A 15113-nucleotide genomic window follows, 5' to 3' on the forward strand; every position below is an offset into this window, starting at 1 on the left:
TACGCTCCCGCTGGGCGGGGTGCGTCATGTCCGCACCCGCTGTCGCGCTCCGTTTTGCATCGTGTACCGCACTTACGGAGTCCGTCCCGATCATGCGGCCGACACGCAAACTGCGCGTTATGGAAGGAGTGTAGTGAAGAAGTGACACGCGAGCGTAGTGTGCAGCGCGTCATTCACCACCAGACGCGCGCGCACTCGCTGTCTCGCGCGGCCTCACTCAAGCCGGATCTCTCCGTCGAACTGGACATTGAGTTGCAAGGCGTCCAGCTTCAGGGTGACGGCAACCGGAAAGCTCTCCGTGCCGGAGATGGTGCCGGCCGCCATCGCCTTCGCCACCGCCTGCTCGATCTCCCGCTGCGAACTCACGCCGACGACCTTGAGGAACTTGCGGATGCTGATATTGAAGGTCTCTTCATTCATCGCGCTCTCCTGGGGCTACAACTAGGGGGCAAGGGCCGGGCCGCACGTATCACGGCGCCAGTATGCGAATGCCTTGCAGGTCATTCTAGTGCTCACCTCCAGGGCATGTACGACGGCCCTTGGCGGCGCTACGCTACAGGCATCCAGCAACGTCTTCGCTGCGTCGCTGCGCGTTGTCGATGTGCTGTGTCGCTACGTTCCGCGGATTGATGCCATGCAACATGTGCGCCTTTTCCTTTGCGGCGATGTCATGACCGGCCGAGGCATCGACCAGATCCTGCCGCATCCGTGCGCCCCGCAGCTCCATGAACGCTACTGCCGCTCGGCCCATGACTATGTCAGGCTGGCCGAACAGGCGAACGGACCATTGCCACCGCATGCCGATGCCACCTACCCGTGGGGCGATGCGCTCGCGGTGCTCGATAGCCGCCAGCCGCACGTCCGCATCATCAATCTCGAGACCGCCGTCACGACGAGTGACGACCACTGCGCCCGGAAGGAAGTCCTCTACCGCATGCATCCCGACAACGTCGGATGCATCGCAAGCGCACGGATCGATTGCTGCGTGCTGGCAAACAACCACGTGCTGGACTGGGGTCGCGCAGGGCTTCGGGAAACGCTCGCCACGCTTCATCGCGCCGGCATTCGGACCAGCGGCGCCGGTGCGGACGAAACCGACGCCGCCGCGCCGGCAACGCTCGGGCTGGCCGACAACCGCGCGCTGCGGATCTACGCCTACGCGGCCGAAAGCAGCGGCGTGCCGCCATCGTGGGCCGCCACGCCACATCAAGGCGGTCTCAACTTCCTGCCCGATATCTCGATGAAGCGCGCTGACGAAATCGGGCAGGGCATGGCCGCCGAACGACGTGCCGGCGATATCGTCGTGATCTCGCTGCACTGGGGCTCGAACTGGGGCTTCGAGGTTGGCGACGACGAGCGCGCGTTCGCCCATCGCCTGATCGATTCAGGCGGAGCCGATCTGGTGTACGGCCATTCCTCCCATCACGTCAGAGGGATGGAGGTCCATCGCGGCCGGCTCATTCTCTATGGTTGCGGCGATTTCCTGAATGACTATGAAGGTATCCGCGGCCACGAGCGCTTTCGCCCGGACCTGGCGCTGATGTACTTCCCGGTCATTGACGCCGAAACCGGTGCGTTGCTGGAAATGTCAGCGGTGCCGATGCAGATCCACCATCTGCGCCTGCGTCACGCGCCGGCCGAGGGCGTGTCGTGGCTTCGCACCACCCTGGTCCACGAGAACGGCAAGTTCGGTGGTCAGGTTATCCAGGACGACACCGGCGCCCTGCTTCTGCAATGGTGACGACACGGCGTCAATGTGCAGTTTTCTGCGCGCCGCTTGTTATTCCTTCGTCATCGAACTATCACTCTGGGTGACACCCCGCTCAGTTGGGGCACCGGGAGTGGCTTATGGACGTCAGGGAAGGTTTCATCGGCACGGTTGGCCGCACGCCACTTATCCGGCTGGCCGGACTCAGTGCCGAGACTGGTTGCGAGATCCTCGGCAAGGCCGAGTTCCTCAATCCCGGCGGCTCTGTCAAGGACAGGACCGCGCTCTACATCGTCCGCGATGCCGAACGACGCCACCTGCTCAACCCGGGCGGCACGGTGGTGGAAGGCACCGCCGGCAACACCGGCATTGGCCTGGCCCATATCTGTGCGGCGCGCGATTATCGCTGCATCGTGGTGATTCCCGACACGCAGTCGCCAGAAAAAATGGAGCGCCTGCGGTTGCTCGGCGCCGAGGTGCGTCCGGTGCCGGCGGCCCCCTATGCAGATCCGAACAACTACCAGAAGGTGGCCGGGCGTCTTGCCCAGGAGATCCCCAACGCCATCTGGGCCAACCAGTTCGACAACCTGGCCAACCGCCAGGCCCACTATGAAACCACCGGCCCGGAAATCTGGCACGACACGGCGGGCAAGATCGATGCCTTTGTTTGCGCCACCGGCACCGGCGGCACGCTGGCCGGGGTGTCTCGCTACCTGAAGGAACGGGAACGCAATCCGCCCGTGCGCATCGTGCTGGCGGACCCGATGGGCAGCGGCCTGTACCATTTCGTCAAGCATCGAGTGGTCAAGGCCGAGGGCAATTCCATTACCGAAGGCATCGGCTCCAGCCGCGTCACGGCCAATCTGGCCGACACTTTGATCGACGATGCCGTCCAGATTGACGACCAGACTTGCGTCAACATGGTCTACAGGCTGTTGCGCGAGGAGGGGCTTTGGCTCGGCGGCTCATCGGGCATCAACGTCGCGGCCGCCGCCTGGCTCGCCCGCGAGATGGGCCCGGGCCACACCATCGTCACCCTGCTCTGCGACCGCGGAGATCTGTATGCCGCGCGGCTGTTCAACGCGGAGTGGCTGGCGGCCAAAGGGTTGACGCCGAAGCTGCCGGTCGCCCGTCACCACGGCGGTACGCCGGTGTGATGCCTTCCCACTGGATTGATCGAGGCGCGCCACACCGAAACGGATGGCGCGCCGCACCGCCCGGCAGCGGTCAGGGACTACTCTGCCGTCGCGTCCGCAGGTTCGGCGGCCGGCTCGGAAGCTGGTGATTCGGACGCTGGCGGTTCGGACGCCGTAGCCTCCTTCGGTGGGCCCTCATCCTTCACCACGTAGGACGGATCCTTGATCCATCGGGCCATATCCTTGGAAATGAAGATCGCGCTGCGATCCAGGATCGAGCAGGTCCCTTTGAAAGCCCCCCAGAAGCCACCCACGGACCAACGATTCACCTTGGTCTGCCGAGTAATTTTGCCGTCCTCCAGCAACTCGGCGACCACCGTAATGGCCTTCGGGCCCGTCCAGGCACCACCACCGATGCCGAGCACATGAGTGATCTTCAGCCGGAGAACTTGCGCCCCATTGGGATTGGCACCCGCCTCAATCGTTGCCGCGCCACCCTTATTGCGCTTTCGCAGGACTTCTCCGACGCGATTTGCCAGGATGTCTTCGATGTGGCATTCGGTCTTGACCTGCTCGACCACTCCCGCGCCGGCCGCATAGGTCACGGGGGTTTCCAGCACGACTTGCGACGCAGCAAGCGCGGATGCGCTCGACAGGCAGAGGCCAATAAAGAGAAAAGACTTCACGATGATGATGTAAGCAAGAATTTGCGGGCAACGGCTGCGGCAATCTTGCAAGACAATGAGGGAAGGCGCGCAGGATAGATCACGACAGAAGGGGTTCACACCCCTCTTTTGTCGTATTCAGATCCTGGACTGGACGTCGAATTGTCGGGCTCCAAATAGCGGATGACCCGCCAGCCCGCGCTGGATAAGGAAAGCGTGGACTGCTGCGATTCCGCAACACTACGATCGTTGCGATTGTCGCAGCCGCTCAATCAGCCCGCCTGGAACATGGGAGGTTTCAGGCGAGCCCGGTGTCCACGGTCGACACCGTTCATCGTCTACGTTGACTTGCCCGTTCCCTTCATCAGGTTCTTCGCGTCTTCGATATTCTGCTCCGCGCGCTTGGTGATGACGGCCAGCGCCTCGGCCTGCGATTTCTGCGCCATCTCCGCCAGTTCGCGCATATTGTTGAACGCCGTCTGCAGGCCTTGTTGCACGAACTCGCCCTGCTTGGCCATGGCCTCGGCCGGATTGCCGCCCGAGGTCATCTGCTGCGCAGCGGACTGGATCTCCTGCATGACCTTGCTCAGGATCTCCGTCTGCTTCTGCACGAGTGCCTGCATACCTTCGTAGGCAACCTTGTTGGCCTCCGTGATGGCCTCGATATCCTTGCGCCGCGCTTCGATCACCGAAGCCATGTCTACGCCGGGGAGCTTGTACTGTTCTAGCAACTTGGTGAAATCGGTGAACGGATTGGGCGATGTAGCCATGACGCATCTCCTTGCTGTGGGTAAGGGAAGCCGAGAAATGGGGCCGCGCCGGACGACGGATGGTGTTGCCCAATTGCCGCGCGGTAGCCTGAGTGTAGCGCCTGCCGCACGGCACTTGGGAACTGCGTGTGTACTGAGATGCCCAGCGCACTTTCCGGCCCCGGAACCATCGAACGGATTCGCTTTCGCCCCCTGCGACGAGCTTCGGCGGCAAGCGCAGTTCGCACTAGACTGAAGATCACAGAACTGCCCTCCGGATTGTCCGAACCATGCTCAAACTCGAAGGCGTGGCCAGCTTCGTTGCCGTCGATAACCAGCATGGCGCCTGAAACTCGCTACTCTGTCCGCCTGCTCGGCGACTTCCATCTCGACGGCGCCGACGCGCCGATGCCTGACGCGAACTCTCCGCGCTTGCAGGCGCTGCTGGCCTATCTGATTCTGCATCGGGACGCGCCGCAGACGCGCCAGCAACTCGCCTTCCTGTTCTGGCCCGATTCCTCCCAGGCGCAGGCGCGCAATGCATTGCGTCAGCTCCTGTTTCATCTGCGCAAGGCGTGGCCGCACGCCGCCAGCTTCGTCCACGCCGATGCGCAAATGGTGCGATGGCTGCCCGATTCCGCGTTCGATGTCGATGTCGCGCAGTTTCAGGCGGCCCTGGCCACCGCGGCGCGGGCCGCAAGCCTCAACGACACCGCCACCGAGGAAGAGCTCCTGACGCATGCCGCGGAGTTGTATCGAGGCGACCTACTGGCGAGTTGCTTCGATGAATGGATCGCCCCGCAGCGCGATCAGTTGCGCGAAGCGTGCATCGCGGCGCTCGTGCGGGCGAGCCAGTTGAGCGAGGACAGACGCGACTACGCCAAGGCGTTGAAGCACGCGCAGCAGTTGCAGCGGCTCGACCCATTGCGCGAACCGACCTATATGGCGCTGATGCGCCTGCATGCGCTGAATCACGATCACGCATCCGCGTTGCGCGCCTATCGCAGCTGCGTTGAAACCTTCACGCGCGAGTTGGGGGTCGCGCCCAGTGAAGCCTTGCGCGAGGCCTACGCACGCCTTGCTGCACAGGCCGCGCCCACGCAGCGTCGACGCACTCGGGACCCCATGCTGTCGATGATCGGACGCCACGAAGAATGGCGACGGCTTCTCGAAGTGTGGCAACGCAGCCAGCTTGGCGACAAGCAGTTCGCCCTGATCTCGGGCGAAGCCGGCATCGGCAAGTCGCGTCTGGCGGAGGAATTGCTTGTGCACCTTGCCGGGCAAGGCTTCACCACGACGCACTCGCGCGCGTACGCGGCCGAGGGTCAGGTCGCGTTTGCGCCGGTCACCGGCTGGCTGCGCAGCCCCGCCTTGTACGAAGCGATGAGCGGACTTGACAGACTGTGGCTGACCGAAGTCGCACGCCTGTTGCCGGAACTGCTGACGCAGCAACCCGGCCTGCCGCCGCCCTCCCCGCTCACCGAATACTGGCAGCGCCAGCGGTTCTTCGAAGCGCTGGCGCGTGCCGTGCTGGCGAAAGACGGGCCGTTGCTGCTGTTGCTTGATGATTTGCAATGGTGCGACGCGGAGACCCTCGAATGGCTGCGCTTCCTGATGCGCTTCGACGTGAACGCGAAGCTCCTCGTGGTTGCAACAGCGCGGCATGAAGACATCACGCCATTGCACGCCGTCAGCCGGCTGCTCGACGCCTTGCGGCGCGACGACCAGCTCACCGAGATGCTGCTGGGCGCACTGGATGCCGCCGAAACCGCGAAGATCGGCGCCCAGATCATCCATCGGCCGCTGGGCGATGCGGAGGCAACCCGGCTATTCGAGGAAAGCGAAGGCAATCCCCTGTTCACGGTCGAGATGATGCGCGCCCGGTCGGACACCGCAACGGCGGGCGGCACGCCGCACGGCACGGTCCCCAAGTTGCCGCCCAAGGTGTACACGGTGATCTCGAACCGGCTGGCGCAACTGTCGCCTGCCGCGCGCGATATCGTCGGCGTCGCGGCGATCATCGGGCGAGCATTCACCGCCGGTGTGCTGGCCCAGGCGAGCGACGTGCGCGAGGACGCCCTGACCGGGGCGCTGGACGAGCTCTGGCAACGAGGCATCGTGCGCCAGCCAGACAGCGGAGGCGTCGCCTTTGACTTCAGCCACGACAAGATCCGGGACGTGGCGTATGCCGAGGTCAGCCCGCTGCAACGCCGCCGCCTGCATCAACGCGTGGCGCGCGCCCTCGAACAGGCGCCGGGCGACGATGTCGACGCGGCAAGCGCGCAGATTGCCGCGCACTACGAGCAGGCGGGCATGCCAACCGATTCGGCCGCTTTCTATCGGCGCGCGGCCGGTGTTGCGCAGAGTGTGTACGCCTATGATGAAGCCATCGCGCTGTTGCAGCGCGGGCTGGCACAAGCCGATCAGATCGTCGATCCACAGGAGCGCGCGCGGCAGTCGCTGGCATTGCAACTCGACCTTGCCCCGCCGATCCGGATTTCCCGTGGCTGGGCGGCACCGGAACTCGATATGCCGCTGCGGCGCGCCGTGGAACTCAGCAAACAGGCGGGCGACTTCGGTCAGCAGGCGCGCGCCCAGGTCAGCCTTGCCTTCTTTCTCGTCGTCAGTGCGGAGCTTGCCCAGGCACGGAGCCTGAGCGAGGAAGTCATCGCGGGATTGGGCACTGCGGGGTCGGGTACCTACACGTCGATGGCATGGACCAACATCATGGGCAGCCTGGTCCAGCAGGGCGACTGGGTGGCGGCAGAGCCAGCGTATCAACGCGCGCTCGGCGCCTACGACGAAAGCCAGCACGCCGAGCATGTGTCGCTGATGGGCGGCAACTTCGGCGTACTGGCCGCCGCGTGGTCGGCCCATGCTTTCTGGTTCACCGGGCTCGCCGATCAGGCCTTGCGGCGCGGGCGCGACGCGCTCGAGGTGGCAAACCGCCTGGCGCACCCGTTCTCCCAGGCGCTGGCGCTGTCTTACCTTGCAACGCAGCACGCCCTGCGACGGGAGCACGGTCTCACGATTCACTACGCCCGACAGGCGCGTGAGATCGCCGATCAGTACCACGTCGGGTACTACCTCGCCTGGGCTGACGTGCTGCTCGCCTGGGCCAACGCGAAGCAGTCGCCCAGCGCCGGCGCCGTGGCGGCAATGCAGGCGGCGATCGACGGCTTTCATGCCACCGGGGCGCGCCTGCGGCTGCCGCTGTATCTCGGCATGCTGGCGGAATGTCTGGGTGACGTCGGCGAGACCGAGTCCGCGCTTGCGGCGCTGGATCAGGCGCTCGATCATGCGGAGCACACCGGGGAGCACTGGCTGGACGCGGAGCTTTATCGCCTGCGCGGCGAGCTGCTGTTGCACCGCAGCGCCAATCTCGCCGAAGCCGAGTCGTCGCTGGTCAGGGCCATCGAGATCGCCACCGCCCAAGGGGCTCGGCCTTTCGAGTTGCGCACCGCGCTGTCGCTGGCATCGTTGCGCGAGCCCCGGGAGGGCATCGGCGCGCGCCGGGTGGTCGAGTCGCCGCTCGCCCGATTCACTGAAGGCTTCGACCAGCCCGACATCGTCCGGGCGCGCGCGCTATTCGCGCGTTAGTCATGGTTGAGCCGCCCGGCGCCGGCGGCGTCAGAGATTGACGCAAATAACGGTGCGCCTAACGCTTTCCAAACGCCGAGGTTGATAAAACTCCTGCATACCAACCGGACAGGAGGCAACCATGGAAGGTGCTCTGAGTGAAACCGTCGCTACCACGCTCCAGGCGCATTTTCGCGGGCAACTGATTCAGCCTGGCGATGCGGCCTATGACCAGGCCCGCGCGGTGTACAACGGCATGATCGACAAGCGCCCGGCACTGATCGCGCGCTGCACGGATGTCGCGGACGTCATTGCGGCGGTGAACGCCGCGCGAGACAGTGGAATGCTGCTGGCGGTACGTGGCGGTGCGCACAATGGCGCCGGGCTCGGCACATGTGATGGCGGACTGGTGATCGATCTGTCGCCGATGAAAGGCGTGTTTGTCGATCCAAAGCGCAACACCATTCGCGTCGGTGGCGGCTGCACCTGGGGCGATGTGGACCATGCCGCCAGCGCCTACGGGATGGCAACGCCCAGCGGGTTCATCTCGACCACGGGTGTGGGCGGGCTGACGCTTGGCGGAGGCATTGGCTACCTGAGCCGCGCCTACGGCTTGACGATCGATAACCTGCTCAGCGCCGAGGTCGTCCTGGCCGACGGGCGACTGGTCAATGCCAGCAGCGACGAGAACGCGGACCTGTTCTGGGCGCTGCGCGGTGGTGGCGGCAATTTCGGCGTGGTCACCTCGTTCGAGTTCAAGGCCCATGCCGCCGGCACGGTCTACGGCGGCCCGATGCTGTGGCCGATGGATCAGGCGCGCGAGTTGATGAAGTGGTGGCGCGATTTCATCCTGACCGCGCCAGAGGACATCAACGGTTGGTTCGGCTTTGTGACGGTGCCGCCCGGGCCGCCGTTCCCCGAGTCCGTCCACCTGCAGAAGATGTGCGCCGTGGTGTGGTGTTACACGGGCCCGCTCGATCAGGCCGAAGCGCGCTTCAAGCCGATTCGCGATGCCATGCCGCCAGCGGTGGACTTTGCCGGACCCATTCCATGGCCGGTCTTGCAGAGCCTGTTCGACGCGCTGTATCCACCCGGCCTGCAGTGGTACTGGAAAGCCGACTTCGTGACCGACCTGAGCGACAAGGCCATCGACCTGCACATCAAGTACGGGCACCAGTTGCCGTCCATGCACTCGACCATGCACCTGTATCCCATCAACGGCGCGGCGCATCGCGCGGGCCCCAATGACACCGCGTTCAGCTACCGCGATGCGAACTTCGCCAGCGTGATTGTCGGCGTCGATCCGGACCCGGCCAACAACGACCGCATCGTGCAGTGGGCCAAGGATTACTGGCTGGCGTTGCACCCGCACTCGGCTGGCGGCGGCTACATCAACATGATGATGGACGAAGGCAATGACAACGTGAAGGCCGCCTATCGCGACAACTACGCGCAACTGGCGGAGATCAAGCGCAAGTACGACCCGGCAAATCTGTTCCGCGTGAATCAGAACATCCGGCCCGCCTGAGCGTGGGCTGAAGGTTGCACCTGCTGACGTCACCGTGGGACTCGCCGCCCTGATTCCCGGCGATTCCCACTCCCCTTGCCTGCTGGAATCGCGAGGAGATGTTCATGAGCAAGCTGGTTTGCGCGGGGCTCGCTGCCCTGGTGCTGCTCGCTGCCTGCGCTGACGCAGAAAGCGGCGTGGACTGTGCCGGCGGCATATCGATGGGTGGCTTAGCTGCGACGGGTGCAACGGGTGCAATGGAAGCGCTGGGGGAATTGGCTGGCGCAGCCTTCCCGACGAACGGCGGGCAGTTTTCGCTTTATCTGTTGCGATAGTTGCGTTAGGCCAGGCCCTGCGGGAGACCTATAAAGAAGGCGTGTGGACCTCCGATTACGCCTCGATGAATCCCGACTGTCCCGCCGTCCTGTTCGGCGCCTTCGACCGCCATAACTTCGGCGACCTCCTGCTGGCGCAAGTGATGGGACGCCTGCTGGCCGACCGGCGCCTGTTGTACGCCGGCCTTGCTGACCGCGACCTGAGGGGTCACGGTGGACATCGCGTGCACGCGATCACGCGTCTGGCCGCCGCTGCAGGCGACGCCGCGGTCGACATCATCCACGTGGGCGGCGAGATCCTGACCTGTCATGCGTGGGAAGCGGCCATCATGCTCCTTGGCACAGAGCCAGCCCGGTCAATCATCGCCCGGCTCGATTCCCGCGCGCCGGAGCTCACTGCGTGGGCGCGCGACCTGCTTGGGCTGCCGGATCTGGCGCCTTACCTGCTGCCGGCCGGATTGTTCCCGAACACAAGGCGCGTGATCTATCACGCCGCAGGCGGCATCGAATTCGATCGCCTTGACCGGGCCATGCAGGAGGAAGTGGTCACCAAGCTCAGATCCGCCGCCCATGTCAGCGTCAGGGACCGGCAGACCCGCGCGATGCTGGCAGCGCATGGGGTGCTCAGTCATCTGGTGCCCGACCCCGCCGTCATGGTCCGCGAGTTGTTCGGCACGCGCATTGACAGCCGATGGCACCGTGGCGAACTGGCGGCCCTGCTGGCGACCTTTCCGCACGGTTATCTCGCCATGCAGTTCGCCGCCGAATTTGGCGACGACCAGACGCTGACGCTGCTTGCCGGGCAACTCCAACGCATCGCGCGTTCCACCGGTCTCGGCGTCGTGCTGTTCCGTGCCGGCGCGGCGCCGTGGCACGACGACCTGACCTGCTACCGGAGGCTTGCGGCGCGGCTGGACGATATGTCCGTCGCACTCCTTGAGTCACTCAACCTGTGGGATATCTGCGCGCTGATTTCGCATAGCCGCTGTTATGCAGGCAGCAGCCTGCATGGCGGCATCGTCGCCAATGCCTTTGGCGTGCCGGGGCTTGGCCTGCTGCGTCCCGGACAAGGCCCTGATACCAGCAAGCAGGCTGCCTTCTGGTCCACCTGGGACACGGCTGGTGGCCCTGCAGCAGTACCAATTGAGGCGATGGCTGACGGGGTGAATCAGGCCATGGCAAGCGACCCCTTTCAGCGCGCGCGACTGGCCAGCGAACTCGTCAGTGCGTGCCGTGCGAGCTTGCAGTCGGCACATGGTGACTGAGCCGGCACCTGCCGATGCAGAGGAAGAAAGCGACGCAGTCGTCGCTGGATCTCAACGCTGCATTCCCACGCGCAATGGCAGCGGTGCCAAAAGCACAACACACCATTGCATTTGCCTCTGTGGGACGCATGGTGCATCTGAAGCGATAAATGTGACGTCCGTCCCCATTTACGACGAATTCATGCGTCGTTAGTATCTGACCAGTCAGTTATTTGATGAGCGTGCGCAGAGAACCTGGACGCGCATCGAACATCCCACGCAACATGAACAATTCGGAAGTATTGGAACGCAGCCCTCACCTGAGCCTGCCAAATCGCGCTGACGCGTTGTCAGCAAGCTTTGCCACGAGCTACGCGGGCATCATGGCGTTTATGGCCGTGGCCAGCGCGGGGAGCTTCGCCAAGGCGAGCGAACGCCTGGGTATCGGGCGTTCCGCTGTCAGTCGCAGTGTCCAGAAACTGGAGGCGCAACTCAGCACGCAGCTGTTCCTTCGCACCACCCGCACCACGACACTCACGCGCGAAGGCCGGCGCTTCTTCGAGAACTGTCATCGGGGAGTGACGCATATGGTGGATGCCATGGACGACCTGTTCGAGCAGCGCATGGGCCCGCCGCGTGGCCTGGTCCGCATCAGCGCTTCGGTCGGATTCGGCAGAAAGGTCGTGGCGCCGTTGGTGGACAAGTTCGCGAAGGCCTACCCTGACATCACCATCGACCTTCTGCTCGACGACCGGCTCACCGACTTTGCCTCGGACCGCGTCGATGTCGCGTTCCGTAGTGGGCATCTCGAAGATTCCAGCCTCATCGCCAAGCAGCTGATACCGATGCAAATGGCACTGGTGGCCGCGCCTTCCTACGTGGAAACACACGGGCTTCCAGATTCGCCGGACGATCTGCCTGACCACACGTGCATCAACTTCCGTCTCTGGAATGGTCGCTTGCTCGAATGGGATTTCAAGGTCGATGGGCTGTCGCGGAAATATCTGCCCGCGGCCCGTCTCACCTTCAACAATTTCGATCTGGTATTGCAGGCGGCTTTGCAGGGACGGGGTCTGGCGCTGCTGCCGGGCTACCAGGTCCGCCAGCACATCGCGTCGCAGAACCTCGTCGTGGCACTGCCCTGCCACACGCACTGCGATCGGGGGCACTACGTTTGCTATCCGAGCCGGCAACACTTGCCAACCCGCACTCGCGTCTTCATCGACTTCATGACCACGGAGATCCGCGCACTCGATCTGGATTGCCTTGGCCAATCTAACGCCGATCCGGCGCTGTGACGCCTCAAGCTGACCGCGCGATTGGTGTCAAGGCGACAACACACTGCGCACCGTGACGGCACTACCGGCATCCCACGCCGAAGTCTAGGATTCTCCCCAAGCCGTCCATTCGGAAAATATTCGATGCAGGTTCGGTGATGCCATTCCCGCCACCACCCGCAGCGATCATGACGCAACCCCTCAGCGACTTTCGGCTGTCTCCGGAAGCATCCTCCTGGACCGTTCCGGCGTTGCGGCACCCTGGTGAACTGGGCGTGCTGAGCGCACTGAGCGTGTTCGGCGCAGCGATGTTCCTGACGGGCTGCGCCAGCATGACGGGGCTGGAGACGCAGGCCACGGTCGATGACGCGAACCGCCTTGCTGCCACCGCATCGCTCGGCGCCACGCCCGTGTCGCCGGCAGCATGGCCGAGGCGCGCATGGTGGCAGGACTTTGGCGACCCGCAGCTCGATGCGCTGGTCGAGGCGGCGCTGGCCGGGCAGCCGACGCTGCGCGTCGCCGCGGCGCGCGTTCGCCAGGCCTATGCATTGGCGGGCGGTGCCAAATCCGCGCTGTTTCCGCAAGTCAACCTGGACGCCACGAGCACGCGCCAGCGCTTCAGCGAGAACGGCCTGGCGCCGCCACCGCTCGCAGGCAGCTGGAAGTGGTCCAGCGACGTGCAGCTCGGCCTCGGCTACGAGCTGGACTTCTGGGGCAAGAACAAGGCGACGTTCGACGCCGCGCTCGACCGCGCCCGCGCAGCGGAAGTCGACTACCACGCCGCGAGACTGATGCTGACGACGTCCGTGGTGCAGACCTACCTGAGGCTCGACGCCGCCTATGCGCAGCGCGCGCTGACCGAACAGACCTATCGCCAGCGTCAGAACACGCTGGACCTGACGCGCCGGCGCGTCGATGCGCAACTTGATTCGCGGCTCGACATGAAGCAGGCCGAAGCCGCACTGCCGGCCACGCGCGAGCGCCTGGCCGCGATCAACGAGATCATTGCGCTAACCCAGAACCAACTGGCCGCGCTGGCGGGCAACGGCCCGGATGCCGGCGCCGATATCCGCCGCCCGCAGCTTCGCGATGGCTACGCGGCAGCAGTGCCGGCTTCCCTGCCGGCCGATTTGATCGGGCGCCGGCCGGATGTGGTCGCGCAGCGCTGGCGGGTCGAGGCGGCCAGCCACGAGATCAGGGCGGCCAAGGCGCAGTTCTACCCCAACATCAGCCTGACCGCATTTGCCGGCCTGCAGAGCCTGAGCCTGTCCGACCTGCTGATGGCGGGCAGCCGCACCTTCGGTATCGGCCCGGCGATTTCGCTGCCAATCTTCGACGGTGGCCGCTTGCGTTCCAACCTCGGCGTCACGCAGGCGGAATACGATGCCGCCGCCGAACAGTACAACGCCACGCTGATTACCGCCCTGCACGACGTCGTCAACCAGCTGGTGTCGTTGCGCTGGCTGGCCGAGCGCGCGAGCGAACAGAAAGAGGCGCTGCAGCTGACCCAGGAAGCCTACGACCTGGCCGTGTCGCGTTATCGCAGCGGCGTCGGCAACTACCTGCAGGTGTTATCGGCCGAAGGCCAGGTGCTGCAGCAGAAGCAATTGCTGATCGATATTCAAACCCAGGAGCGCACGCTGCACCTGGAACTGATCCGCGCCCTCGGCGGCGGATACGAAGTGGCTGCCACGCCCGCCAACGGCATGGGCGCGGCGACAAGGAGCGCCTCATGAACCCCGCCAGCCAACCCAAATCAGCCATCGACGTACCGGCGGAACCGGTCGGCGTCCGGACGGCACGGCGCTGGCGCATCGCCGCCGCGGCCGCGGTCGTCATCGCTCTCGCCGCCGCAACCGGCTACTGGCTGCAATACAGTCGCCATTGGGTATCGACGGAAGACGCCTACGTCGAAGGCAATGTGGTGCAGGTGACCCCGCAGGTAGGCGGCGTGGTCACCGCAATCCTCGCCGACAACACCGACCTGGTCGAGTCCGGCAAGACGCTGGTCGAACTCAATGGCGTCGATGCGCAGCTCGCCCTTGCCACGGCGCAGGCCCAGCTTGCCCGCACGGTGCGCCAGGTGCGCGGCCAGTTCGCCACCGCTGGCCAGGACCGGGCCAACGTCGAACTGCGCTCGCTTGATCTGGCGCGGGCCCGGGAAGACATGGCACGCCGCTCGGCGCTGGTCGCAAGTGGTGCGATCTCGGGCGAGGAACTGGTCCACGCCACGCACGCCGTGCAAGCCGCCCGTGCGTCGCTGTCTATGGCCACCGAGCAGCTCAAGCGCAACCAGGCGCTGGTCGAGCGCACCTCGGTGGACTCCCACCCCGATGTGCAAGCGGCTGCCGCGCAGGTGCGCAATGCCAGCATCGCGCTGTCGCGCACGTGCATTCCGGCGCCGGTGGGTGGCGTGGTCACCAAGCGATCGGTGCAAGTCGGGCAGCGCGTCAGCGCCGGCGTGCCAATGATGTCCGTCGTGCCACTGGATCACCTGTGGGTCACGGCCAATCTGAAGGAGTCGCAACTGCGCGATATCCGCCTGGGCCAGCCGGTGACGTTGACCACCGACCTGTACGGCGATGGCGTGGTGTACCACGGCCGCATCATCGGGCAGGACGCCGGCACCGGCAGTGCCTTTGCGCTGCTGCCGGCGCAGAACGCCACCGGCAACTGGATCAAGGTGGTCCAGCGCGTGCCGGTGCGCATCGCGCTGACTCCGGCCGAAGTGGCGGCCCACCCGCTGCAGATCGGCTTGTCGATGAAGGTCTCCGTCGATACGCGCTCCCGCGACGGCAAGCGGCTGGTCGCCATCGACGCGTCTGGCCAGAACTACCGCACCACGGTGTTCGCCGATGAAATGGCCCGCGCGGACGAATTCGTGCGCCACATTGTCGAACAGAACCTGTAAGC

General features: G+C 65.0%; 12 protein-coding genes. 9 read left to right on the top strand and 3 right to left on the bottom strand.

What is annotated here, in order from left to right; all coding sequences use genetic code 11:
* Positions 1 to 213: 213 nt before the first annotated feature.
* Complete coding sequence (locus tag AC1DOX_RS16100) at positions 214 to 420, bottom strand: DUF6494 family protein (RefSeq protein WP_441618431.1); 207 nt, start codon at positions 418 to 420, stop codon at positions 214 to 216.
* 214 nt (positions 421 to 634) lie between these two features.
* Here AC1DOX_RS16100 and AC1DOX_RS16105 point away from each other — a divergent pair, with 214 nt between their 5' ends.
* Both AC1DOX_RS16105 and AC1DOX_RS16110 read left to right on the top strand, forming a co-directional pair.
* Complete coding sequence (locus AC1DOX_RS16105; protein ID WP_441618433.1) at positions 635 to 1741, top strand: CapA family protein; 1107 nt, start codon at positions 635 to 637, stop codon at positions 1739 to 1741.
* 107 nt (positions 1742 to 1848) lie between these two features.
* Positions 1849 to 2865 (top strand): cysteine synthase A, encoded by a 1017-nt coding sequence (locus AC1DOX_RS16110; protein WP_441618435.1) that lies wholly within the window; start codon positions 1849 to 1851, stop codon positions 2863 to 2865.
* Positions 2866 to 2942: 77 nt separating this feature from the next.
* Here AC1DOX_RS16110 and AC1DOX_RS16115 read toward each other — a convergent pair whose 3' ends face one another.
* Together AC1DOX_RS16115 and AC1DOX_RS16120 are read right to left on the bottom strand one after the other, a co-directional pair.
* Positions 2943 to 3629 (bottom strand): hypothetical protein, encoded by a 687-nt coding sequence (locus tag AC1DOX_RS16115; protein ID WP_441618436.1) that lies wholly within the window; start codon positions 3627 to 3629, stop codon positions 2943 to 2945.
* A gap of 218 nt (positions 3630 to 3847) precedes the next feature.
* Positions 3848 to 4279, bottom strand: coding sequence for a phasin family protein (locus AC1DOX_RS16120; protein ID WP_441618438.1), 432 nt, complete (start codon positions 4277 to 4279; stop codon positions 3848 to 3850).
* Between the two features lie 318 nt (positions 4280 to 4597).
* Between AC1DOX_RS16120 and AC1DOX_RS16125 the strand changes: the two genes are divergently transcribed.
* The 7 genes from AC1DOX_RS16125 (at position 4598) to AC1DOX_RS16155 (ending at position 15111) form a co-directional block, all read left to right on the top strand.
* Positions 4598 to 7858 carry an ATP-binding protein gene (locus tag AC1DOX_RS16125; RefSeq protein WP_441618440.1) on the top strand — a complete coding sequence of 1087 codons (3261 nt, stop codon included), beginning with the start codon at positions 4598 to 4600 and terminating at the stop codon, positions 7856 to 7858.
* A 121-nt stretch (positions 7859 to 7979) separates the two neighbouring features.
* Entirely contained in the window at positions 7980 to 9365 is a 1386-nt protein-coding gene (locus tag AC1DOX_RS16130; protein WP_441618442.1) for an FAD-binding oxidoreductase, read from the top strand.
* Between the two features lie 104 nt (positions 9366 to 9469).
* A complete protein-coding gene (locus AC1DOX_RS16135) occupies positions 9470 to 9679 on the top strand; it encodes a hypothetical protein (protein WP_441618444.1) in 210 nt (69 codons plus the stop codon).
* Between the two features lie 65 nt (positions 9680 to 9744).
* Positions 9745 to 10944: a polysaccharide pyruvyl transferase family protein gene (locus tag AC1DOX_RS16140; protein ID WP_441618446.1), complete on the top strand. Its 1200-nt coding sequence runs from the start codon at positions 9745 to 9747 to the stop codon at positions 10942 to 10944.
* 263 nt (positions 10945 to 11207) lie between these two features.
* Positions 11208 to 12221: a LysR family transcriptional regulator gene (locus AC1DOX_RS16145; RefSeq protein WP_441618448.1), complete on the top strand. Its 1014-nt coding sequence runs from the start codon at positions 11208 to 11210 to the stop codon at positions 12219 to 12221.
* Between the two features lie 167 nt (positions 12222 to 12388).
* On the top strand, positions 12389 to 13936 hold the full coding sequence (locus AC1DOX_RS16150) for an efflux transporter outer membrane subunit (RefSeq protein WP_441618450.1): 1548 nt from the start codon (positions 12389 to 12391) through the stop codon (positions 13934 to 13936).
* Positions 13933 to 15111: an HlyD family secretion protein gene (locus tag AC1DOX_RS16155; protein WP_441618452.1), complete on the top strand. Its 1179-nt coding sequence runs from the start codon at positions 13933 to 13935 to the stop codon at positions 15109 to 15111. Before AC1DOX_RS16150 ends, AC1DOX_RS16155 begins: the two co-directional genes overlap by 4 nt.
* Positions 15112 to 15113: the final 2 nt, after the last annotated feature.

It is taken from the genome of Cupriavidus sp. 01L415 (assembly GCF_056400065.1).